Here is a 23835-nt window from a genome sequence, read left to right on the forward strand (position 1 = left end):
TGCACGGAGTCTTGTGGCGAAGGGCACCCCTTCCTTACTTTCCAGTAAGTACAGTCTGAACGCAGCCGTGTTCAGATTCGGGCTTCTTCGAGCCGCTCAGCCCTGCCCCACCCGTTTCCCCACTCCGGAGGAGTGAGCACTCATGGCCGCCTTCAGACCCGGGCACCTCTGTGCCGTAGCCGCAGCCCTCGTCCTGTCCGTCACCGCCCCCGCGACCACGGCCCAGGCCGCGTCCGGCGCCGCACTGCGCGAGGTGCTGTTCGTCGGCAACAACTGGGAGGGCACCGCGGACGTCATCAAGTCCACCGGTGACTTCGCGAAGGTCGGCCGGATCAATGTGATCCCCGACAAGGACGCGCGGATGGCGGAGATCAACGCCGACCCGATCAAGTGGATCTACTTCATGGCCATCCGCAACGGCGTCGGCGAGGGCCACGACCAGTTCGTGGACGACATGTACTCCACGCCGGACGGGAAGTCCGTGGTCGTCTCGCGCCCCAGCTTCGCCGACGTCGTCTCCATCAACCTCTCCACCGGCGCCATCAACTGGCGCTTCCCGGTGTCCGGTTACCGCTCCGACCACATGGCCGTCTCCCCCGACGGCACCCGGGTCGCGGTCTCCGCGTCGACCGCCAACACGGTGCACGTCCTGGACATCAACACGGGCAAGCAGGTGGGATCGTTCGCCACCGGCGACAAGCCGCACGAGAACATCTTCACCAAGGACGGCAAGTACATCTACAACATGGCGATCGGTGACGTGAACACCTCTCTCGACGCCCCGTGGCTGGACTGGACGAAGGGCGACCGGCACATCACGGTCGTCGACGCGACCACCTACAAGCAGGTCAAGATCATCGACATGCGGGCGAAGCTGGACGCGATCGGCCTCACCGACTACTCGGACGCGGTGCGCCCGGCGGTGTTCTCGCCGGACGAGTCCAAGCTGTACTTCCAGGTGTCGTTCTTCAACGGCTTCTTCGAGTACGACCTCGCCAGCGACAGCATCACCCGTACCAAGACCCTGCCGAAGAACCCGGCGACGAGCGACGACCGCACCACGTTCGTCAACGACTCCCGCCACCACGGCCTGTCGATGAGCCCGGACGGCAGCAAGCTGTGCGTCGCGGGGACCATGGACGACTACGCGACGGTCGTCAACCGCAGCACCCTCCAGGAGGGCCCGCTGGTCACCGCGTCCAAGCCGTACTGGGCCACGGTCAGCGGCGACGGCAAGGACTGTGTGATCTCCGAGAGCGGTGCCGACCAGGTCACCGCGATCGACTTCGCCACCGGCCAGAAGGTCCTGTCGATCCCGGTGGGCGACCACCCGCAGCGGGTGCGGCTCGGCCATGTCGCCACCGACTGGACGGGCACCGGCAGCTGACCCGACCGGCGACCGGCAGACAAGGAGAAAGGGGGAGGGGGGCGGGCGCCGGGCGCCCGCCCCCCTCCCCCCTTTTTCGTCATCCGATCTTCGAGGCCACCCACGCCGCCAGTTCGCTGCGGGCCGCGGCCAGCAGGGTGGCGGACGGCGAGGTCGCGCCGTTGGTCACCAGCGCGTAGTGCAGGACGCCGGAGTCGGTGGTGCCGAGCAGCAGTCGGCGGCTGCCGGTCCCACCCGGTTCCACGGCGGCGGCGATCTTCGTGGAGGAGGTGTAGGCCGGCGGTCCGTACACCGCGCCCAGGTCGGAGACGACCGTGGTGGACGCGGTCGGGAAGGACGCGGGCAGATGCAGCTCGGTCGGCGCGGTGCCCCCGTTGGAACGCCACACCAGGACGCTGTACTGGCCGGAGCCGACCAGCGAGGCCACGTTCGGCAGGCTGCTGGGGACCGGGTTCCAGGTGAGCGTGGTGGAGCCGTCCCGGGAGCGGTCCTCGTAGGTGAAGGCGACGGTGGAGCCCGACGTGGCGCTCGGGTACACCCGGTCCAGGAGGCGGGCATCCTGACGGAGCGTCACCACACCGCTGTCGTCGAGGCGTACGGCCGAGAGGTCCTCGTCGTTCCAGGCGTCGCCGGAGGTCTTCACCTTGTCGGCGTTGCCGTTCATCAGCTCGTGGTGCCGGCCGTTGTAGATGTCCCACTGCCACTGCGAACCGGACAGGACCGGGCCCGAAGTGGCGGGGGTGGTCCACCAGTTGGCGCCCTTCACCCGTGAGTCCAGGGCCTGGTACATCGCCTTCAGCACGGTCGGCGCCTTGCCGGCGGTGCTGCCGTTCAGCGGGTGGCCGAACTCGCTGACGATCGCCGTCGTGCCGAGGGCCGAGGCGCGGTCGCGGGCCGTGCCGAAGTCGCTCACGTACTGGCCGTCCTCGGCGTTGCCCCACATCAGGATCCCGGAGATCGCCTTCTGGTCGTAGAAGTGGGTGTTGAAGACGTACCGGGACCCGAGCGTGCCGGCGTCGAGCAGGCCGCCCTCCTCCTTGCTGACGTTGCCGTTCCAGAAGAGGTTCGGCTCGACGAAGGCGGGCTTGTCGGTCCAGCCGGCCGCGTCCATCCGGGCCCGGAACTTCACATAGAAGGGCCACAGCAGGTCGCGTTCCCAGGTGCGGCTGGCCTGACCGGAGTCATAGGTGCCGGCGTAGGGCTCGTTGTAGGGGTCGAAGCCGAGGACGCCGGTGAACTCCTCGGTGGTGAGGTTCGCCTTGATGTACGCCATGGTCTTCTGGGCGGTGGCCAGGAAGTAGTCCTGGAGGCCGTAGTTGTTGTGCCAGAAGTCGTACTGGGCCTTCGTCACCGCGCTGTTCTGGGTGATGTTCTGGCCCCACATGAAGCAGATGCCGCAGGACTCGGTGGGGTAGCCGCCGAGCGCGACCGCCCACGCGGGGGCGCCGTCGCCGGTGTACCAGCTGCCCGAGTTGAACAGGTAGCGGGAGTACAGGTCCTGGTGGAAGTCGGGGTAGACCCGGATGCCCGCGTCGAGGAAGGCCTGCATCTGGGCGGTGGCGGAGGCCAGGTAGGCGGTGTCGACCTGGCCCTTCACCGGTTCGGCGTAGGCCCAGGAGAGCAGGAAGCGCACGGAGTTGCCGCCCCCGAGGGCGCGCAGGGCCGTAGCCGACTTCTTGGCGTCGGCGACCGAGGCGAAGGGCAGGCCCTTGTTCTCGGCGAGTTTCGTCTCACCGGAGACGTTGTAGCCGCGCAGTACCACCTCACGGCCGTTCGCGTCGACGAAGCGGCCGTTCGACACGGTGAGCGCCGTGCCGTCGAACGAGAGGGAGTCGGGGACGGTGGCCGCGGCGGCGGGCGTGCCCGCCGCCGTCAGGAAACCGCAGAGTCCGCAGAGGACAACCAGAACAGCGAGCAGACGTGCCCGGACATTCGGCATGTCCACTACAGTCGGGCGCTTTCCGGACACCGTCAATACATCTGACTCACCAGTAAGGTTGAACGTTGTTCACCTCTTGCGTCCGTCGCTCACCTCTGGCGTACGCCGCTCCCCTCAGACGCCCGTCCGGCCGGTCACGTTCAGGAGGTACTCCTTCCTGTCGAGCGGGTTGAGATCGGTGCGCGGCCGCTCGGGGACCGTGCCGTGCAGCACGGGCGCGTAGTGGTCGAAGGCGCTCTCCCACTCCCCCTCGCCCCTGGTCAGCCCGGGGATACGCTGCTCCAGGCCGTGCACCCGGGCGGCCGGCACCGCTCCCTGGAGCAGACACCGGCCACCCCGGCTGTCCGTCGACCCCGGTACGGCCCGCAGCGCGGCCAGCACCGGCAGCAGCGCGCCCAGGGTGTCCGCCGGTACCTCCAGCCGGAAGCGGTGCATGGGCTCGTACACCCGGGTGCCCGCCCGGCGCAGCGCCTCGACCAGGACCAGCGGGGTCAGGCCCCGGAAGTCGTACCCGGTGCTGGACATGCTCTTGTCGAAGCCCTGGTGGGCATGGCTCTGGCGGGGCCAGTAGCCGGAGTGGGTCATGGTGACCGCGCAGTCGGTGACCTGCCAGCCGTGCAGGCCCTGGCCGAGGGTGGCACGTACGGTGTCCTCCACCGCCTTGAAGAAGGCGTACGGCATCGCCCCCAGCTCCACCTCCAGGCCGAAGGCGACACCGGTGCCGGGCGGGGCGGGGTCGACGCGCAGGCCCACCGTGGCGAGGAACGGGTTGGCGTCCTTCTTGATGAACTCGGCGGCGGCCCCGGTCCCGGCCGGGCGTTCCACGCACAGCGGTGTCGTCCCGCGGAAGGTGACCTGAAGGCCGTAGTCGTCGGCGAGGGTCGCCTGGACGACCTCCTTCTGCACCTCCCCGTACAGGGACACCGAGGTCTCCTGGCGGACCTCGTCGTGGCGCAGGCCGATCAGCGGGTCCTGTTCGGCCAGCTGGGTGAGGGCCAGGTGCAGGGAACGCCGGTCGGTGTCCGGTCCCGGTACGACGACCGTCTCCAGGGTCGGGGGTGCGAACACCTGGCCGTGCTCCCGGTGCGGTACGCCGAGGCTGTCGCCGATGCGGATGTCGGTCAGTCCCCACAGCCGGGCGATACGGCCCGCCGCGACCGCCTCCTCGCGCACGTCGGTGCCGTGGTCGAAGACGCTGATCGCGGTGACCTTGCCCGTGGTGTCCCCGTACGGCACCCGGTCGCGGGTGTGCAGGGTGCCGCAGAACACGCGGGCGTAGGCGATCTTCTCGCCGGCCGGTCCCCGCTCCACCTTGAAGACCGATCCGGACAGCGGACCGTCGGGGTCCCCCTCCGCGCGGGGCAGCAACTCCTTGATGCCGGCGATGAGTTCGGGCGCCCCGGCGCCCGTCGCGGCGGAGCCGAACCAGACCGGGTGGACCAGCGCGCGGCGCGTCCGGTCGAGGAGGGCGGCGTGGATCCGCCCGGGGGTGAGGGTGCCGTCGACATACGCGGTGAGCAGGTCGTCGTCGTGCTCGGTGAGGACGTCCACCGGCACCGGGGCGGGGTGGAAGGCGGCCTCGCGCGTCCCGATCCCGCTCACGGTCCCCATCGGGACCACGGGCACCGCCAGCCGCTCGGTGAGTTCCCGCAGCACACCGTCCTCGCGGGCGCCCCGCCGGTCGATCTTGTTGACGAAGACGAGCGTGGGGATGCGCAGCCGGCGCAGGGTGCGCAGGAGGATCCTGGTCTGCGCCTGGACACCCTCGACGGCGGACACCACGAGAACGGCCCCGTCGAGAACACCGAGGACCCGCTCCACCTCGGCGATGAAGTCGGGGTGGCCCGGGGTGTCGATGAGGTTGACGGTGACGTCGCCGACCGGGAAGGAGACGACGGCGGACTTGATGGTGATGCCGCGCTGCCGCTCCAGCGCGAGGGTGTCCGTCCGGGTGCTGCCGTCGTCGACGCTGCCGAGCTCGTCGATGATCCCGGCGGAGTGCAGCAGCCGCTCGGTGAGGCTGGTCTTACCGGCGTCGACGTGGGCGAGGATCCCGAGGTTGAGCAGATGCACGAGGTGTCATGTCCTTTGGAGTGGGGGTCGTTCCTTCCGTGGTGGACATGAACGCAGTGCGCATCTCTCGCTCCTGATCCTTCGGGGCCGTTACCCGCGCAGTGCACCAGAGCGGCGGGCGGGTCGGCAACGGATTAACGTGCACACGTGCGCGAGATTCTGCCGGTGCTGAGCGGGTGGTACGGCGCCGGTGTGCCGTTCGGGCTCGCGACCGTGGTCGCGGTCAGCCGCAGCGCGCCGCGGGCGCCGGGGGCGGCGATGGCGGTGGGGCCGGACGAGGAGGTCGTGGGCAGTGTGTCCGGGGGCTGTGTGGAGGGTGCGGTGTTCGAGCTCGCCCGGGAGGTCGTGGCGACCGGGACGGCCCGCCTGGAGACGTTCGGGTACAGCGACACCGACGCGTTCGCGGTGGGGCTGACCTGCGGCGGGGAGCTCACCGTGCTGGTACGGCCGGTCACTCCCTCACGGGATCCGGCCTTCGGCACGCTCGCCGCCTCGGTCGCCGCGGGCGAACCGGTGACGCTGGCGACCGTGACCGACGGCCCGGCCGCGCTCGGTGCCGCCCTCGCGGTCCGGCCGGACCGTGTCGCGGGCTCGCTCGGTACGGCGGGCCTGGACGCGGCGGTCACCGCCGACGCACGCGGGGAGCTCGCCCTCGGCGCCACCGGCCTGCGGCACTACGGGCCGCGCGGGCAGCGGCGCGAGGACGCGGTCACGGTGTTCCTGCACTCCTTCGCCCCGCCGCCGCGCATGCTGGTGTTCGGGGCGATCGACTACGCGGCGGCCGTGGCCCGCATCGGTGACTTCCTCGGCTACCGGGTCACGGTGTGCGACGCGCGCCCCGTGTTCGCGACCCCGAGCCGCTTCCCGGAGGGCGTCGAGGTGGTCGTGGACTGGCCGCACCGCTATCTGCGCGGCACCCGGACGGACGAGCGCACGGTGATCTGCGTCCTCACCCACGACCCGAAGTTCGACGTGCCGCTCCTCGAGGAGGCGCTGCGCCGGCCGGCCGCGTACATCGGGGCGATGGGCAGCCGGCGCACCCACGGCGACCGTCGGCGGCGGCTGGTCGAGGCGGGGCTGGGCGAGCCCGAGCTGGCCCGGCTGCGCTCCCCGGTCGGGCTCGACCTCGGCGCCCGTACGCCCGAGGAGGTCGCGGTGTCGGTGGCCGCCGAGATCGTCGCGCTGCGCTGGGGCGGCACGGGCGCCCCGCTGACGGGGACGGCGGGGGCGATCCACGGCCACCCCCCGGAAAATCGGTCAAATTATCCTTAAATGGGGTGTGTGGGACACGGGGAGGGTGGGTAGTGGCTCTTTCATCCATCCCCGCAAGGGAAGGAGGTCCGTGAAGCACAGCAGACTCACAGCAGCCGGGCCGCCTCCGACCGTTTCGGCCGGGCGCGGCCCGGTTCCCGTGTTCAGCGGGGCGGCAGCCGGTGCAGGACGACGTCCGTGAGCCTGCCGTCGGCCACCGTGGCGGTGAGGTAGGTGCAGTGCGGCTGCCGGCGGCGGTCGGTCGGGGAGCCCGGGTTGAGCAGGCGCAGTCCACCGGGGGCGGTGCTGTCCCAGGGGATGTGGCTGTGGCCGAAGACGAGGACGTCGAGCTCGGGGAAGCGGGCGGCGCAGCGGGCCTCGCGCCCCTGGGCGGGGCCGGTCTCGTGGATCACGCCGAAGCGCAGCCCGCCGAGGTCGGCACGGGCCACCTCGGGCAGCCGGGCGCGCAGACCGGGGCCGTCGTTGTTGCCGTACACCCCGATCAGCCGACGGCTGCGGCTCTCCAGCAGATCGAGGGTGGCGGTGTCGACCCAGTCGCCGGCGTGCACGACGACATCGGCCTCGGGAAGCGCGGCGAGCAGCGGGGCGGGGAGTTCCCTGGCGCGCTTGGGCAGGTGGGTGTCGGACATCAGCAGCAGTCGCACGGGGCCAGGCTACGCGCGGCCGGGCCGCGCCTGACCCGACCGGACCAAGGCCGGAATCCGGCTCTGCGGCCCCTCGACCCCGCAACCGGCGGGCATCGGCGGGCAACGGCTCATGAACGCTCGGGAACAGGACAGGTGGCCGAGGGGCCGCGGAGTTAGAGTCGGGGCCACGCGCATCCGCCCTACGGCACAGATCCACGGCACAGATCCAAAGGGGGCCAGGAGCCCGATGCCGGTCAAGGTCAGCGTCATCGTCCCCGTCTACAACCCCGGTCCCTACATCGAGGACTGTGTCGCGTCGCTGCTCAGGCAGTCGCTGCCGCCCGACGCATACGAAGTGATCTTCGTGGACGACGGCTCCACCGACGCCACCCCCGCCCGTCTCGACGCGCTCGCCGCCGAGGATCCCCGGGTGCGGGTCATCCACCAGGAGAACTCCGGCTGGTCGGGCAAGCCCCGCAACGTCGGCATCGACGCCGCCCGCGGCGAGTACGTCATGTTCGTCGACAACGACGACCACCTCGGCGACGAGGCCCTGGAGCGGATGTACGCGTACGGGGTCGCCAACGACGCCGACGTCGTCGTGGGGAAGATGGTCGGCCGGGGCCGCGGGGTGCCGGTGGAGCTGTTCCGGGTGAACCGGCCGAAGGCGAGCGTCGAGAACGCGCCGCTGATCGACAGTCTCACCCCGCACAAGATGGTCCGCCGTGCGTTCCTGGAACGCACCGGGCTGCGCTTCCCGGAGGGGCGGCGGCGCCTGGAGGACCATGTCTTCGTCACCGAGGCCTATCTGCGCGCGGACAACGTCTCGGTGCTCGGCGACTACGTCTGCTACTACCACGTACGGCGCGACGACGACGCGAACGCGGGCTTCCAGCGCTTCGACCCGGCCGGGTACTTCAAGAACCTCCGTGAGGCCCTCGACGTCGTCGAGAGGTACACCGAGCCCGGCCCGCTGCGCGACCGGCTCTTCCGGCGCTGGCTGCGCGTGGAGATGGTGGAGCGGCTGCGCGGCCGACGGTTCCTGAACCTGCCCGAGGGCTACCGCAAGGAACTCTTCGAGGAGATCCACGCGGTGGTCGTCGAGCGGTTCGGACCGGGCGTGGCGGCACCGCTCCAGCCCACCCAGCGGGTGGTCGCCGCACTGGTGACGGACGGGCGTTACGACGAGGTCGTCGCGTTCGCCGAGTGGGAGTCCGGGGTCGCGCTCACCGTGGACCCGGAGGACGTCCGCTGGCAGGACGGGGTGCTGCGGATCGCGTTCGCCGCGGAGCTGACGCACGACGGCGGGCCGATGACGTTCCCGGCCTCCGGGGGCTCCCCGCAGTGGCCGCCGAAGGACGTCGGCGAGGCGGTGCGGTGGCTGGGCGAGGACACGGTCGGCCGCTTCGGCAGGGCCAGACCGGATCTGCTGCTGCGCGACCGGGCCAGCGCCGCGCAGTACTTCCATCCGGTCGAGGTGGTCCGCGAGACGGTCCCGGCCGGGGACGGCAGCCGGGTGCGGCTGGTGCTGCGGGGGACGGCCACCGTCGATCCCGCGGACCGCGCGGTGCTGCCGGGCGACGGTCTCTGGGACGCGTACGTACGGGTCGGGCTCGGCGGCTGGACGAAGGAGCTGCGGCTCGGCCCGGCGCCCCGCCACGACCGCCCGGAGCCGCCGGCCGCCGTCGTCGCGGGCCGCGTGGTGCTGCCGTACTGGACCGACCGGCACACCAGTCTCGCGCTGGACATCGGCCGGGCGGGCAAGCGGCTGGGCCTCGGCCGACCGGTGCCCGGGGACGTCACGGTCGCCGGGGAGCGGATCGGGGTGGACCTGCGGCTGCATGTGCCCGTGCGCACCGGGGTGCTGCTGCGGCTGAGCGGGCCGGGTTCCCACGACGTGCCCGCAGTGCTGCTGCCCGGCGGGCGGCTGGAGGCCTCGCTGCCCGTCGCCGACCTCGCCGGCCGCACCTGGCGCACGGCGCTGTGTCTCACCCCGGACGGGCCGCAGGCCCGGTTCCATCCGCTGGCGGTGGCGCTGCGGGTCGGGGCGGACGGGGTGCGGGCCGTACCGGCGCCGCGGCCCGGCGGGCTGCGGAGGCTGGGGCGCCGGGTGCGGCGTGCGGTGCATCGGGTGCTCGGACGGGTGGTGCGGGGCGGGGGGCGCGGGGGGCGCTGAGGCGTCGTCCGGCTGCGGCTGCGTCGTGGCTGGTCGCGCAGTGCCCCGCGCCCCTTGAAAGCAGCGCACCTTGAAAGCAGCGCCCGTTGAGAGCAAGGGTCAGTGGCCGACCGACACCTGGGCCAGCGCGCCCCGCAGCGCGTCCCAGCCTCGGCCGCGGGACAGGCCACGGTTGCGGGCCCGGGTCAGGGGACGCCAGAAGCCGGCCTCCAGCAGGGTCTCCGGCGGGACCGCGCGGACGCGGTCGAGGACGGTCTCCGGGACCTTCTGCGGGTCGGGCACGTCGAACTCGGCGAGGATCTCGTCGTAGCGCTGACTCAGTACCCGGCTGCGCGGGTCCGCGCCGAAGACGAGGAGCTGGCCGGTGGGCTCGGTGTCGACGAGGACGGTCACGAGGTCGGGGCGGTACCGGTCCAGGATCTCGGTGATCTTGAAGACGTCCCCGGTCCAGGCGGTGGTGTGGCGTTCGCGGGCCGCCTCGTCGACGTTGCGCGGCAGCATGTCGTCGAAGACGATCACGCTCGCCCAGTCGGAGTGCCGCTCGACGTTGATGAAGTCGCGCAGCGCGTACTCGAACAGGTGCATGCCGTCGATGAAGGAGAGGTCGAGGGCGGGGCGCCGCCAGTGGCCGAGGGCCGGGCGGCCGCGGCGGAGGTTGCGCCAGGGGTGACGGCCGCCCCTGAGGTGCTGGAGGGGGTTGTCGCGGGCGAAGAAGTCGTCGCTGGTGGCCTTCACCAGATGGACGTCGCAGCGGATCTCGGAGGTCACCTTGAACGCGGGATCGACGGCGATGCTGGGCACTCGGGACAGCCGCAGGCTGCGGCCGTCGTTGACGCCGATCTCCAGGTAGGTGCGGTTGGCGGTGACCTTGTGCAGTTCCCGGAGGAACTCATGGCGTTTCACGAACGGACTCCTTGGGTCTCCTTGCGGATCAGCGGCAATGCTGTGTGCAGCGCGGCGCGCCAGTCCCGCAGCGGGCGCAGGCCCGTCTCCCGCCAGCGGGCGTGGCCGAGCACGCTGTAGGCGGGGCGCGGGGCGGGCCGGGGGAAGGCGTCGCTGGTGGTGGGGCGCACCCGGTCGGGGTCGGCGCCGATCAGCCGGAGGATCTCCCGGGTCAGCTCGTACCAGCTCGCCTCGCCGGCGGCGGTGGCGTGCAGGATCCCGGTGGCCGTGCGGCCGGTGCGCGGTCCCAGGTCGGCGATGCGGGCGGCGACGTCGGCGCTCCAGGTGGGCTGGCCGCGCTGGTCGTCGACGACGTCGAGGGTGTCGCGGCGGGCCTGGAGACCCAGCATCGTACGGACGAAGCTGGGGCCGTGGACGCCGTAGAGCCAGGCCGTGCGCAGGACGACGCAGGCGTCCGGGAGTTCGGTGAGGACGGCGCGTTCCCCGGCGAGTTTGGTGCGGCCGTAGGCGGTGCGCGGGGCCGGGGGGTGGTCCTCCGGGTAGGGGACGGTGGCGTCGCCCGCGAAGACGTAGTCGGTGGAGACATGGATCAGCCGGGCGCCGTGCGCGGCGCAGGCCCGGGCGAGCAGGCGGGGGCCGTCGCCGTTGATCCGCAGCGCCCTGGCCTCGTCGGTCTCGGCGTCGTCGACGGCGGTGTACGCGGCGCAGTTGACGACGAGGTCGGGCCGGTGCGCGGCGACGGCCCGCTCCACCTGGTCCGGGCGGGTGATGTCCAGGGCCGCGTGGTCGAGGCCGGTCACCTCCTCGCCGCGCCGGGCCAGTTCCGTGACGGTGTCGCGGCCGAGCAGGCCGGCGGCGCCGGTGACGAGCCATCTCATACGGTCCGCGCTCCCCGCTTCAGCGGCTCCCACCAGTCACGGTGGTCCCGGTACCAGGCCACGGTGTCGGCGAGGCCGGCCGTGAAGTCGTGCCGGGGCCGGTAGCCGAGTTCGGTGCGGGCCTTGGTCCAGTCGACGCTGTAGCGCAGGTCGTGGCCCTTGCGGTCGGGCACGTGGTCGACGCGGTCCCAGTCGGCGTCGCAGGCCTCGAGCAGCAGCCCGGTCAGCTCCCGGTTGCTGAGCTCGGTGCCGCCGCCGATGTTGTAGACCTCACCGGGGCGTCCCTTGGCGCGCACGAGGTCGACGCCCCGGCAGTGGTCCTCGACGTGCAGCCAGTCGCGGACGTTGCGTCCGTCGCCGTAGAGGGGGACCCGCTCGCCGTCGAGGAGGTGGGTGACGAACAGCGGGATGACCTTCTCGGGGAACTGGTGCGGGCCGTAGTTGTTGGAGCAGCGGGTGACCCGCACGTCCAGGCCGTGGGTGCGGTGGAAAGCCAGCGCGATCAGGTCGGAGGACGCCTTGGACGCGGAGTACGGGGAGGTGGGGCCGAGCGGGTGGTCCTCGGGCCAGGAGCCGGTCTCGATGGAGCCGTAGACCTCGTCGGTGGAGACGTGCACGAACGGTCCGACGCCGTGCCGCAGGGCCGCGTCGAGCAGCGTCTGCGTGCCGAGCACATTGGTGCGTACGAACGTCCCGGCGCCCTCGATGGAGCGGTCCACGTGGGACTCTGCGGCGAAGTGCACGATCTGGTCGGCGCCGGCGGCCAGCTTGTCGACGAGGTCGGCGTCGCAGATGTCGCCCTGCACGAACTCCAGGCGGGGGTGGCCGACCGGCAGGTTGGTGAGGGTGCCCGCGTAGGTCAGCTTGTCCAGGACGGTGATGTCGAGAGCGGTGTCGCGGGCGAGGAGGCCGCGGACGTACGTGGAGCCGATGAAGCCGGCGGCTCCGGTGACGAGGAGGTTCATGTGTGGATCTGTACCTTGCTGTGGTCGCCGAGGACGAGACGGTGGGCACTCGGCACGCCGGGCGCCGGGGTGACTTCCACGTGTCGGCCGATCAGGGAGTTCTCGATGCGGCCCACCCCGTCGATGGAGGAGTCGCGCAGCACGATGGAGAACTCCAGCTCGCTGTCGGTGATCCGGCAGTTCTCCGCGACGGAGGTGAACGGTCCGACGTAGGAGTCGCGGACCTCGGTGCCCGCGCCGATGACGACGGGGCCGACGACGCGTGAGTTGACGATCCTGGCGCCCGCCTCGACGACCACCCGGCCGACGGTCTCGGAGGCCTCGTCGACCTCGCCGTCGATCCGGGGTTCGAGGCCCTCCAGGACGGTCCGGTTGACCTCCAGCATGTCGACGACGTTCCCGGTGTCCTTCCAGTAGCCCTTGATGATCGTGGAGCGGACGTCGGCGCCGTCGTCGATCAGCCGCTGGATGGCGTGGGTGATCTCCAGCTCGCCGCGCCGGGAGGGCCGGATCGTGTGCACGGCGGCGTGGATCGCGGGGGTGAACAGGTAGACGCCGACCAGGGCGAGGTCGCTCTTGGGCCGGTCGGGTTTCTCCTCCAGGCCGACGACCTGTCCGTCCGCGTCGAGTTCGGCGACGCCGAAGGCGCGCGGGTCGGGGACCCGGGTGAGGAGGATCTGGGCGGCGGGGCGGGTCCTGCGGAACTCGTCGACGAGGTCGGTGATGCCGCCGACGATGAAGTTGTCGCCCAGGTACATGACGAAGTCGTCGTCGCCGAGGTAGTCGCGGGCCACCATGACCGCGTGGGCGAGGCCGAGGGGCCGGTCCTGCGGGATGTAGGTGACGGCGAGGCCGAAGCGGGAGCCGTCGCCGACGGCTGCGCGGATCTCGTCGGCGGTGTCGCCGACGATCACCCCGACCTCGGTGACGCCCGCCGCGGCGATGGCCTCCAGGCCGTAGAAGAGCACGGCCTTGTTGGCCACGGGGACGAGCTGTTTGGCCGAGGTGTGGGTGATCGGCCGGAGTCGGGTACCGGCGCCGCCGGACAGCACGAGAGCCTTCATCGCCTCACCTCGGCCTCCGGAGCCCCGGATGCCTGGATCGTGGTGGTCGGGTGTCTTTCGGTCCTCACCCCTGACGATGTTCCATTCCGGGCCGGAGCGCATCCCGGGCGCCGGGTACCCGCCCGCGCCGCGTGGACGCACCCGGCGGTCAGCGGTCCAGGGGCCCTTCGGCCCACACCTGTTTGCCGCCGCTGACCGGGAGCGTGCCCCAGGTCTCGGAGACGGCCTCCACGAGGAGGATGCCGCGGCCGCCGGTGGCCTCCCAGCCCACGTTGGGTTTGACGGGGGTGCGGGGCGAGGCGTCGGTGACGGCCACCCGCAGCCGGTTGTTGACCAGGGTGAGGTCGAGGCGGACCCGGCCGTCGGTGTGCACCAGGGCGTTGGTGACGAGTTCGGAGACCACCAGCAGGGCCGTGTCCATGGCGTCCCCGGACACGGCCCAGGAGCGCAGCGTGCGCCGGGTGAACCGGCGGGCCTGGCGGGCGGCCTCGGGCACACGCCACACGGTCCAGCCCTCGCGCAGGGGTTTGACGGCCATGCCGTCGTAGCGCATCAGCAGCAGGGCCACGTCGTCGGCGCGGTGGGCGCCGGCCAGCAGCGCGTCGGCGACGAGGCCCAGGTCGGCGGGGTCGGAGACGGACAGTTCATGGGCGAGCCGGGCCAGTCCGGTGTCGATGTCGAGCTGGGCGGACTCCACCAGGCCGTCCGTGGTCAGCGCGATCACCGTGCCGGGCAGCAGTCTGAGCGCGGTCATCGGGAACTCGGCCCGGTCGAGCACGCCGAGCGGCGGGCCGCCCTCGCCCTCGGCGACTTCGGTTGCGCCGTCCGGGTGGCGCAGCACCGGTGGCGGGTGTCCGGCGCGTACGCACCAGCCGGTGCCGGACTCCATGTCGACGTCGACATAGGCGCAGGTGGCGAACAGGTCGGTCTCGAGCTCCGTCAGCAGCCGGTTGGAGTGGGAGACGACCACGTCCGGCGGGTGGCCCTCGGCGGCGTAGGCGCGCAGGGCGGTGCGCATCTGGCCCATCAGGGTGGCGGCGGCGGCGCTGTGGCCCTGGACGTCGCCGATGACGAGGGCCACGTGATGGTCGGGCAGCGGGATCACGTCGTACCAGTCGCCGCCGACCTCCAGCCCTGCGGTGGCGGGCAGATAGCGGGCGACGGCGACCCCGCCGGGGAGCGCGGGCAGCCGGCGCGGGAGCAGCTGGCGCTGGAGCATGCCGACGAGTTCGTGCTCGGCGTCGAAGGCGTGGGCGCGCAGCAGGGCCTGTCCGGCGAGCCCGGCGGAGGCGGTGAGCAGGGCGCGTTCGTCGGGGCCGAAGTCGTGCGGGCTGTCCCAGCCGATGAGACAGGCGCCCGCCATCCGGCCGGCGGCGGGCAGCGGCAGGACCGCGAGGCCGCCGGGGCCGACCTCGGCGAGGGCGGGTTCCAGGACGTCGCTGCCGGCCGGCCAGATCCGGGCACGGCCCTCGCGCAGCGCGGCGGCGAGGGTGGGCATGGCGCGCACGGGTGCGTCGGGCCATTCGCCGCGCCATTCCGACCGCCACAGCTCGGGCCAGGCCTCGGGGTCGGGCGGGTCGAGGACGATGACCACGAGCCGGTCGTTCTCCAGCTCCGCGAGGGCGATCCGGTCGGCGCGCAGCGGCTCGCGCAGGGCGGTGACGACGGCCTGGCTGACGTCCCGTACGGTGCCGGCGGTGGCGAGGGCGGCGGCCAGTCGCTGGACCCGGGCCACGTCGGTGACCTCGGTGCGCAGGCTGGAGGCGTCGGCGACGGTGCCGACGAGCCGGGGCGGCCGGTCCTCCCCGCCGGGCAGCAGCCGGCCGCGCAGCCGCAGCCAGCGGGGCGGGCCGTCGGGCCGGAGCACCCGGAACTCCAGCTCGCGGTCGCCGATCGACATGTGGTCGGCCTCGACGACGGACATCAGCGAGGGCAGGTCCTCGGGGACGGTGCGGGCGAGCAGGGTCTCCACACGGCCGTCGAAGTCCTCCCGGTCCATGCCGAACAGGTCCAGGAGCGCGTCGCCGACCTCGACCCGGCCGGTGTCCATGGCGAGGCCGAAGGAGCCGGTGCCGGGTTCGCCCTCCGGGGCGGGGGCGGGGGGTGCGGGCGCGGCGAGGGCCTCCGCGACAAGGGCGAGACAGGCGCGGTCGTCGCCGTCGAAGCCGGCGGGACGCTCGCCGACGGCCAGCAGCAGACGTCCCCCTTCGCCGGGTACCGGCAGCGCGGCCAGCTGGACGTCCCGGACGGACATCCGCCACTCCGGGGCGGCCTCGGCGAGGTGCTCCGGGCCGAGCCACACCGGCCGACCGGTGCGGTGGGCGTCGGCGACCGGGGAGCTTCCGTCGGCGGGGTAGCTCTCGCGCAGCCCGTACAGGGCCCCGGGCACGCCCGCGGACTCGGTCAGCCGGAGCGGTCCGTCGTCCTCGCCGGGCGCGTACACGGCCGCGAGGGACGCCCCCGTGAAGACGAGCGCCTGTTCCAGGACCCGCCGTACCCGGTCCGGGGCGGCGGGATCGGCCGTGATCGTCTTGAGGGCGACTTCGGCGCGCACGGGTCCCGCTCTGCGCCCCGCAGCACCCTCACTGACCACGTCCGCAATTACAGCGCGTATGAGACCTCGGCGCAGCCCCTCCGCGCGGCGGAGCCGTCCGCGCCCCCGCCGCGCCGCGTTCGCCGTGCGCCCTCGCCCGGTAGGGGGCAGATTTGGAGCCGGAACCCGGGGTGGCCGGTGGGCCGAGGAGGTGGGCGCCGTGTCCGACGGGACGCAGGCCGGTCAGACGGCGGCCGCCGTGCGGACGCCGGTCGGCAGGCCGCTGCTGTCCCTGGCGCTGACCTCGATGATGGACGCGGTCGGCGCGCACTCGGGTGCGGTCTACCTGCGGCCGGGCGAGGAGCCGGTGCTCCAGATGGCGGTGACGGCCGGGCTGCCCCGCGCGTTCTCGGCGCCCTGGGAGCGGGTCGGGCTGAACGCGCCGATCCCGGTGGCGGAGGCGGTCCGGGAGCGGCGGCTGGTGTGGGTCGGCGGGGAGGAGGACATGGCCCGCCGCTATCCGCGGATCGCGGTCGTCCTGCCGTATCCCTTCGCACTGGCGGCGCTGCCGGTGGCGACGGAGTCGCGGGTGTACGGCGCGGTGTACGTGACCTGGCCCGGTTCGCATCCGCCGGAGCTGTCCGAGCGGGAGCGCGAGGAGCTGACGGCGGGCTGCGAGCGGCTGGCGGCACGGCTGGAGCGGGCGGCGGCGGAGAACCTCACCCTGCGGGTCGAGTCCGATCTGATGGACGCGTGGTCGATCGGCGGGACCGCGGACACCCTCGGCACGGTGGAGGCGGCGCGGATGGTGACCCGGCTGCCGTACGGACTGTGTTCGCTGGACCTGAGCGGCCGGGTGGGCTTCGCCAACACGGCGGCGGCGGATCTGCTCGGGGTGCCGGTGCGGCGGCTGCTGGGGGCGCAGCTGTGGGCCGCGGTGCCCTGGCTCAACGACCCCTCGTACGAGGAGCGCTACCGGGCGGCGCTGATCGGGCAGGCGCCCGTGTCGTTCGTGGCGCTGCGGCCGCCCTCGGACTGGCTGTCGTTCCGGCTGTACCCGAGCACCACCGGCATCAGCGTCCGGATCACCCGGGCCCGGAACGTGTCGGAGCCGAAGCCCTCGCCGGCCCGGCCGGGGGACGCGCCGACCCGGCTGGTGTCGATGTCGCAGGCGCTGAGCCTGGCGGGGGCGCTCACCGAGACGGTGACCGTGCAGGACGTGGTGGGGCTGGTCGCGGACGAGATCGCGCCGACCGTGGGCAGTCAGGCGCTGGCGCTGCTCGGGGCGCGGGCCGGACGGCTGCATGTGCTGGGCCAGCACGGCTATCCCGACCCGCACGTGGTGGAGCGGTACGACGGGATGCCGCTGTCGGCCGCGTCGCCGGGCGCGCACGCCGTCGCGCACGTCGTCCCGTCGTTCTTCGCGTCCCGGCGGCAGCTGGAGCGGCTGTATCCGGCCGAGCGTTCCGCCCCGGACGGCTTCGCGGCCTGGGCGTATCTGCCGCTGATCGCCTCGGGGCGCCCGGTGGGCGCCTGTGTGCTGGCGTACGCCCGGCCGCGCGAGTTCTCCACGCACGAGCGGGCGGTGCTGGCCAGTATGGCCGGGCTGATCGCGCAGGCCCTGGACCGGGCGCTGCTGTACGACGTCAAGCACCAGCTCGCCCACGGTCTCCAGGCAGCGCTCCTCCCCCACTCGCTGCCGCGGCTGCCCGGGGTGCAGGCGGCCGCCCGTTATCTGCCGGCCACCCGGGGCATGGAGATCGGCGGCGACTTCTACGACCTGGTGCCGTCCCGGCCGCTGGCGGCGGCGGTGATCGGGGACGTGCAGGGCCACAACGTGACGGCGGCGGGGCTGATGGGGCAGCTCCGTACGGCCGTACGGGCGTACACGACGGTCGGGCAGGAGCCGGCGGAGGTGATGCGCAGCACCAACCGGCTGCTGATCGACCTGGGGTCCGATCTGTTCGCGAGCTGTCTGTATCTGCGGCTGGACCCGGCGCACGGGCGGGCGGTGATGGCGCGGGCCGGGCATCCGCCGCCGCTGCTGCGCCGGGCCGACGGACAGGTGCGGGTGCTCGACCTCGCGGGCGGTCCGCTGCTGGGCATCGACGCGTCGGCGGCGTATCCGACGACGGAGGTGGAGCTCTCTCCCGGCTGTGTGCTCGCCCTGTACACGGACGGGCTGATCGAGTCGCCCGGCGTGGACATCGAGGACGCGGTCGCCGAGCTGGGCCGGCGGCTGGGCGAGGGCGGTGACCGTCCGCTGGAGGAGCTGGCCGACGACCTGGTGGGGCCGTACGCGGCGGCGGAGCAACGGATCGACGACGTGGCGCTGCTGTTGCTGCGGGCCGGGGATTCGGATTCCTGACGACACGAGATGACATGAGATGACATGAACGGTCCGGCCCCCGCCGGAGGGCCGGACCGTTCAGTCGGTGCCGGTGATCGGCTGCTGCCGATGCGGTGTCAGTGGGACTCGGTCACGCCCGAGCCGCCCTCGAGACCGTTGTCGTTCTGCTCCTGGGCGCCGTTGTCGTTCTGCTCCTGGGCGCCGTTCTGGTCGTCGGCTCCGTTGCCGGCCTCGTCACCGGCGCCGGCCTGCTGGCCGTTGCCGTTGATGGCCTCGCCGGTCTGGTCGTCGATGCCGTCGCCGTTCTCGTCGACCGCGCCGGCGCCCTGGCCGTTGCCGTTGCCGTTGCCGTTGATGGCCTCGCCGGTCTGGTCGTCGATGCCGTCGCCGTTCTCGTCCACGGCACCGGCGCCCTGGCCGTTGTCGCCGACGCCGTCGTCGGCGCCCACGCCGCCGCCGTCACCGAGGGTCGCGCCGGTCGCCTGCAGGGCGGTGGTCACCGGCTGGAAGAAGGTCTCGCCGCCGGCGGTGCAGTCACCGCTGCCGCCGGAGGTCAGACCGACCGCGAGGCCGTCCTGGGTGAACAGGGAGCCGCCGCTGTCGCCGGGCTCGGCGCAGACGTCGGTCTGGATGAGACCGGTGACGGTGCCCTCGGGGTAGTTGACCGTGGCGTCGAGGGCGAGCACGGTGCCGTCGTTGAGGCCGGTGGTGCTGCCCATCCGGAAGACCTGGGTGCCCACGACCGCGTCGGCGGCCTGCGAGATCGCGACGGTCTGCTGGCCGACATTGACCTCGCTCGGCGCCTGGGTGTTCGGGTCGTCGTACTTCACGAGTGCGAAGTCGCCGTCGCCGGGGAAGGTCGCCTGGTCGACGGTGGCGATCGGCTGGCCGTCCTCGGAGTCGGACCACTGCTCGGCGGCGACGCCGCAGTGACCGGCCGTCAGGAAGGCGGGCGAGCCGTCCTGGGCGGTGACGTTGAAGCCGAGGGAGCAGCGGGCCCCGCCGCCGAAGATGGCGTCGCCGCCGGAGACCTTGGTGGAGAAGGTGCCGGTGGACTTCTTGACGGTCGCCATGCCCGAGCCGAGGCTCTGGACGGTGGACTCCAGCTGGTCCCACTTGGCGCCGGTGACGGTGGAGTCGGCGGTGACCAGGATCTGGTTCGTCCGCGGGTCGACGGCCCACGCGGTGCCCGCGATGGTCGCCTTGGTCTTCAGGGTCTTCGCGGCCGCCTCGAGCTCGGCCGCGCTGTTCTCGACCTCGCGCACCTTCGCGCCGGCCTTCTCGGCCTGGACGACGACGTTGTTCTTGTCGCCGGAGACGTTGACGACGTTGACCACCAGCTGCTGCTGGCCGGAGTCGTAGTAGGAGCCGGCGAAGGCGTCACCGAGCAGCTCCTGGAGCTGTGCGGCGAGGTCCGAGGCGTCGCCCGCCTTCAGGGCCTTCACCGAGGCGGCGTTGTTGGAGCCGTCCTGGGAGGCGTTGGCCTGGGGAAGGAGGATGGCCGCCGCTCCGAGCGCCGCGACACCACCGACCGCGATGATGGCCTTGCGCTTCGTAACTCGCTTGTGACTCAAAAAACTCGACCTCCTGGGGGACGGGGTCTGGCTGCCGGTCGTCGGCAGCTCCGTACAGCGGCGCCTGGTTGGCCTTGAGTACGCGGGGGGCGCGGGATGCGTTCAATCGCGTTTGCCAACTTCCTTTGCGCAATGCGGAATCGGCCATGACCGTGCCCTGACCGGGCCAGGGGGAGAGAAGCGCCCATACCGCGACGACCACCGCTGAAGCGGACGGGATCCTTCCAGGACACGGGCGTCGAAATCCCGCCAGGCGCACAGCCGCCCCACAGTCACCCGGCGGATCGGATGTCTCGATCGCAGCAGTTCCGGTCACCCCGCGGGACGCACCGTCGGTGAGCGTGCCGTCACGGCGCGCACCCGTCGGAGAATCTGCACATCGATTGCCCAAGGGAGTCACCGGAGGCGGGGATTCTGCACAACTCCCGGGCGCCGCTCACGTCATTGGGGCGAGAGTGTCGGATTCGCCGTGACGGCCCCCGCCGCTCATCCGAGCGAATCCGGCCCGAGTCGTGAAGGAGTCGGCGACAAGTCGTGCGCGCGCCTGCACGGTTCACCCCTCCCGTGCCGCAAGTTCCCAGGTGAGGGCGGTGATTGAGTGGAACCGCGCCCGGCGGACCTGCTTTCATCCATCGCACCGCAGGGCTCGGACGCCTCCCGGAAACGGGTGGTCCGGCCCTCACGGTCGCGGCCGTCATCTGTCCCCAGAGGGGGCCGCTCCCCCCCTTGTGAGATATCCATATGAAGGGAAGTTCCCCCATGAACTCCACCCCCCAGGTTGAGACCGTCGAGATCTCCGACGCGGACCTCGACAACGTCTCCGGCGGTCTGTCCGTGAACGCCCTCGGCACCGTCACCGGCCTGGTGGACGGCGTCGCCCCGGTCTCCGGCCTGGTCGACACGGTCGTCGGCACCGTCGAGGGTGTCACCGGCCTGAACACCGCCCCGGTCACCAACCTGGTCGCCGGTCTCTGATCGCACCCCGTGTGACCTTCTGAGTCCCGGAGCCCTCACCCGGCTCCGGGACTCGTCGGCGTCCCGACCCCCGGAAGAAGCCCGTGCAGTTCCGCCAACAGGCCCTCACCAAGCTCCAGTCACCGGAGGAACTCGACCTCCCGGTACGTTTCGCGCGCCCTCAGGGCCGGCTGGTGCTGGCCGTGACCGTCGCCGTCATGGCGGCCGCCTCCGGGTGGGCGGTGACCGGCTCGGTCGCCTCCACGGTGAGCGCGCCCGCCGTGCTGACCCACGGCGAGGGCAGCTACATCCTCCAGAGCCCGGCGGCCGGCCAGGTCACCGCCGTCCTCGCGAAGGAGGGCGAGCGGCTGCCCGCCGACTCCCCCGTGCTGAAGGTCCGTACGGCCGACGGCGAGACCGTGGTCCGCACGGTCGCCGCGGGCCGGATCACCGCGCTGGCCGCCGCCCTCGGGCAGATCATCGCCACCGGCGCGAACGTCGCCGCCGTGGAGAAGGTCGCCGGCGCCGACGATCCGCTGTACGCCACCGTGTACGTGCCGGCCGAGAACGCCGCGTCGATCCCCGAGAACGCGGCCGTCGACCTCACCGTGCAGACCGTGCCCGCCCAGGAGTATGGCGTGCTGCGCGGCCATGTGAAGTCGGTCGACCGCACGGCCCAGTCGGCGCAGCAGATCTCCGCGTTCCTCGGCGACAGCGGGCTCGGCGAGCAGTTCACCGAGCACGGGCGTCCGGTCGCGGTGCTCGTGCGGCTCGACAGGTCGGCGTCCACGAAGAGCGGTTACCGGTGGTCCTCCGCCGACGGGCCGCCGTACAGGCTCAGTTCCCTGACCATGGCCACGGGTGCGATCCGGCTGGCCGACCAGCGTCCCGTCGATTGGCTGCTTCCGTGACCGCCGCCGAGCAGACCCGGGGCCGGAGGCGAGCGGCGCCGCCCCGGCGCACGGTCCCCCGGGCCGGGGCGAAGAGCGTCCGCACCCCCACGGTCCTTCAGATGGAGGCCGTGGAGTGCGGCGCCGCCTCCCTCGCGATGGTCCTCGGCCACTACGGCCGGCACGTCCCGCTGGAGGAGCTGCGGATCGCGTGCGGGGTCTCGCGGGACGGCTCGCGGGCCGGCAACCTGCTGAAGGCGGCGCGCGGTTACGGCCTCACCGCCAAGGGCATGCAGATGGATCTGGCGGCCCTCGCCGAGGTGAAGGCGCCCGCCATCCTCTTCTGGGAGTTCAACCACTACGTCGTCTACGACGGCATGGGCCGCCGCTTCGGCCGCCGCGGCGTGTTCGTCAACGACCCCGGCAAGGGGCGGCGGTTCGTGCCGATGGAGGACTTCGACGGCAGCTTCACCGGGGTCGTGCTGGTGCTGGAACCCGGCGAGGGGTTCGAGCGGGGCGGGCGCCGGCCGGGGGTGCTGGGCGCCCTGCCGGCCCGGCTGCGCGGCACGGCGGGCACCCTGCCGGCCGCCGTGCTGGCGAGTCTGCTGCTGGTGCTGGTCGGTGCCGCCGTCCCGGCGCTGAGCCGGACCTACATCGACATGTTCCTGATCGGCGGTCAGACCTCGCTGCTGGAGGTGCTGTTCACGGCCATGGGCGCCTGCGTGCTGCTGACCGTGGCGCTGACCTGGCTCCAGCAGGCCAACCTCCACCACGGCCGCATCATCTCCTCCACCCTCTCCAGCGCCCGCTTCCTGCGCCATCTGCTGCGGCTGCCGGTGACCTTCTTCTCCCAGCGCAGCCCGGCCGACCTGGTGCAGCGGCTCCAGTCGAACGACGCCGTCGCCGAGACCCTGGCCCGCGATCTGGCCTCGGCGGGCGTGGACGCGATCGTCGTCGTCCTGTACGCCGTCCTCCTCTACACCTACGACCCGCAGCTGACGTTCGTCGGCATCGGGGTGGCGCTGCTGAACATCGTCGCCATGCGGGTCGTCGTCCGGCTGCGCGCGACGCGTACGGCGAAGCTGCGGGCGGACACCGCGCGGCTCACCAACACGGCGTACACCGGGCTCCAGTTGATCGAGACGATGAAGGCGACCGGCGGAGAGGACGGCTACTTCCGCAAGTGGGCCGGGCAGCACGCCACCACGCTGGAGGAACAGCAGCGGCTCGGGGTGCCGAGCGCCTGGCTGGGCGTGGTCGCGCCGACGCTCGCCACCCTCAACAGCGCGCTGATCCTGTGGATCGGCGGGATGCGGGCCATCGAGGGCCACCTCTCCGTGGGTCTGCTGGTCGCCTTCCAGGCGCTGGTCGTCCGTTTCACGGCCCCGCTGACCCGGCTGAACGGCGTGGCGGGCCGGATCCAGGACTTCGCGGCCGACGTGGCCCGGCTCAAGGACGTGGAGAGCTTCCGCGCCGACCCGCTCTACGACCGCCGCACCGGCGCCGACTCCACGCGCCGGCTCCGGGGGCACGTCGAGCTGGAGAACATCGCCTTCGGCTACAGCCCGCTGGACCAGCCCCTGCTGTCGGGCTTCGACCTGACCGTCGGCCCCGGGCAGCAGGTGGCGCTGGTCGGCGGCTCGGGCAGCGGGAAGTCGACGGTCTCCCGGCTGCTGTCGGGCCTGTACACGCCGTGGGAGGGCGTGATCCGGATCGACGGACAGCGGCTGGAGGACATCCCGCGCGGGGCGCTCGCCTCGTCCGTCTCCTTCGTCGACCAGGAGGTGTTCCTCTTCGAGGGCACGGTCCGCGACAACGTGGCGCTGTGGGACCCGTCGATCCCGGACGAGGCGGTGATCGAGGCGCTGCGGGACGCGGCGCTGTACGACGTCGTCATGCGCCGGCCCGGTGGCATCGCCGGGCGGGTCGAGCAGGACGGCCGCAACTTCTCCGGCGGTCAGCGGCAACGCCTGGAGATCGCCCGGGCGTTGGTGCGCCGGCCCAGCGTCCTGGTCCTGGACGAGGTGACCAGCGCGCTGGACGCGGAGACCGAGCTGGCCGTGATGGACAACCTGCGCCGGCGCGGCTGTGCCTGTGTGGTGATCGCCCACCGGCTGAGCACGGTCCGCGACAGCGACGAGATCGTGGTGCTCGAGCACGGCACGATCGTGGAGCGGGGACGGCACGGGGAACTCGTCGCGCGCGGCGGCGCGTACGCGGCGCTGGTCAGGGAGCGGTGACACCCGTGAAC

At 72.4% G+C, this 23835-nt stretch carries 16 protein-coding genes; 7 read left to right on the top strand and 9 right to left on the bottom strand.

All coding sequences use genetic code 11. The annotated features are described in order from the left end of the window. Window positions 1-142 precede the first annotated feature (142 nt). On the top strand, window positions 143-1387 hold the full coding sequence (locus AQJ64_RS09205; RefSeq protein WP_055633441.1) for a YncE family protein: 1245 nt from the start codon (window positions 143-145) through the stop codon (window positions 1385-1387). Window positions 1388-1466: 79 nt separating this feature from the next. Here the strand turns inward: AQJ64_RS09205 and AQJ64_RS09210 are convergent, their stop codons facing one another. Next, window positions 1467-3326, bottom strand: coding sequence for a cellulase family glycosylhydrolase (locus tag AQJ64_RS09210; RefSeq protein WP_055633444.1), 1860 nt, complete (start codon window positions 3324-3326; stop codon window positions 1467-1469). A 114-nt stretch (window positions 3327-3440) separates the two neighbouring features. Next, window positions 3441-5399 (bottom strand): elongation factor G, encoded by a 1959-nt coding sequence (locus AQJ64_RS09215; protein ID WP_055633440.1) that lies wholly within the window; start codon window positions 5397-5399, stop codon window positions 3441-3443. A gap of 147 nt (window positions 5400-5546) precedes the next feature. On the opposite strand from AQJ64_RS09215, the gene AQJ64_RS09220 reads away from it, so the two are divergent. Next, window positions 5547-6671 carry an XdhC family protein gene (locus AQJ64_RS09220; RefSeq protein ID WP_055633439.1) on the top strand — a complete coding sequence of 375 codons (1125 nt, stop codon included), beginning with the start codon at window positions 5547-5549 and terminating at the stop codon, window positions 6669-6671. Window positions 6672-6814: 143 nt separating this feature from the next. On the opposite strand, the gene AQJ64_RS09225 is transcribed toward AQJ64_RS09220, so the two are convergent. Beyond that, entirely contained in the window at window positions 6815-7315 is a 501-nt protein-coding gene (locus AQJ64_RS09225; protein WP_055633438.1) for a metallophosphoesterase family protein, read from the bottom strand. A 229-nt stretch (window positions 7316-7544) separates the two neighbouring features. Between AQJ64_RS09225 and AQJ64_RS09230 the strand changes: the two genes are divergently transcribed. Continuing rightward, a complete protein-coding gene (locus AQJ64_RS09230) occupies window positions 7545-9473 on the top strand; it encodes a glycosyltransferase family 2 protein (protein WP_059202558.1) in 1929 nt (642 codons plus the stop codon). Window positions 9474-9572: 99 nt separating this feature from the next. Here AQJ64_RS09230 and AQJ64_RS09235 read toward each other — a convergent pair whose 3' ends face one another. The 5 genes from AQJ64_RS09235 to AQJ64_RS09255 form a co-directional block, all read right to left on the bottom strand. Beyond that, on the bottom strand, window positions 9573-10376 hold the full coding sequence (locus AQJ64_RS09235; RefSeq protein WP_059202559.1) for a class I SAM-dependent methyltransferase: 804 nt from the start codon (window positions 10374-10376) through the stop codon (window positions 9573-9575). After that, window positions 10373-11254, bottom strand: a complete 882-nt coding sequence (rfbD, locus tag AQJ64_RS09240; protein ID WP_059202560.1) for a dTDP-4-dehydrorhamnose reductase — start codon at window positions 11252-11254, stop codon at window positions 10373-10375. Before rfbD ends, AQJ64_RS09235 begins: the two co-directional genes overlap by 4 nt. Then, on the bottom strand, window positions 11251-12219 hold the full coding sequence (gene rfbB / locus AQJ64_RS09245; RefSeq protein WP_055631603.1) for a dTDP-glucose 4,6-dehydratase: 969 nt from the start codon (window positions 12217-12219) through the stop codon (window positions 11251-11253). The genes rfbD and rfbB overlap by 4 nt, the downstream gene beginning before the upstream one ends. Then, a complete protein-coding gene (locus AQJ64_RS09250) occupies window positions 12216-13283 on the bottom strand; it encodes a glucose-1-phosphate thymidylyltransferase (protein ID WP_055631604.1) in 1068 nt (355 codons plus the stop codon). Before AQJ64_RS09250 ends, rfbB begins: the two co-directional genes overlap by 4 nt. Window positions 13284-13431: 148 nt before the next feature. After that, on the bottom strand, window positions 13432-15876 hold the full coding sequence (locus tag AQJ64_RS09255) for a SpoIIE family protein phosphatase (protein ID WP_055631605.1): 2445 nt from the start codon (window positions 15874-15876) through the stop codon (window positions 13432-13434). Window positions 15877-16036: 160 nt separating this feature from the next. Here AQJ64_RS09255 and AQJ64_RS09260 point away from each other — a divergent pair, with 160 nt between their 5' ends. Then, a complete protein-coding gene (locus AQJ64_RS09260) occupies window positions 16037-18184 on the top strand; it encodes a SpoIIE family protein phosphatase (protein WP_055631627.1) in 2148 nt (715 codons plus the stop codon). Window positions 18185-18282: 98 nt separating this feature from the next. Here AQJ64_RS09260 and AQJ64_RS09265 read toward each other — a convergent pair whose 3' ends face one another. After that, the gene (locus tag AQJ64_RS09265; RefSeq protein ID WP_055631606.1) at window positions 18283-19740 is read right to left on the bottom strand and encodes a S1 family peptidase; all 1458 of its coding nucleotides are present in this window, start codon (window positions 19738-19740) and stop codon (window positions 18283-18285) included. Window positions 19741-20499: 759 nt separating this feature from the next. Here AQJ64_RS09265 and AQJ64_RS09270 point away from each other — a divergent pair. The 3 genes from AQJ64_RS09270 to AQJ64_RS09280 all read left to right on the top strand — a co-directional run bounded on the left by AQJ64_RS09270 (window position 20500) and on the right by AQJ64_RS09280 (window position 23824). Beyond that, on the top strand, window positions 20500-20715 hold the full coding sequence (locus tag AQJ64_RS09270; protein ID WP_055631607.1) for a hypothetical protein: 216 nt from the start codon (window positions 20500-20502) through the stop codon (window positions 20713-20715). A gap of 83 nt (window positions 20716-20798) precedes the next feature. After that, window positions 20799-21605: an HlyD family efflux transporter periplasmic adaptor subunit gene (locus tag AQJ64_RS09275; protein ID WP_055631608.1), complete on the top strand. Its 807-nt coding sequence runs from the start codon at window positions 20799-20801 to the stop codon at window positions 21603-21605. Further along, window positions 21602-23824, top strand: a complete 2223-nt coding sequence (locus tag AQJ64_RS09280) for an NHLP family bacteriocin export ABC transporter peptidase/permease/ATPase subunit (RefSeq protein WP_055631609.1) — start codon at window positions 21602-21604, stop codon at window positions 23822-23824. The genes AQJ64_RS09275 and AQJ64_RS09280 overlap by 4 nt, the downstream gene beginning before the upstream one ends. The last annotated feature ends 11 nt before the right edge of the window (window positions 23825-23835 follow it).

Source organism: Streptomyces griseoruber, from assembly GCF_001514205.1.
GTDB classification, from domain to species: domain Bacteria; phylum Actinomycetota; class Actinomycetes; order Streptomycetales; family Streptomycetaceae; genus Streptomyces; species Streptomyces griseoruber.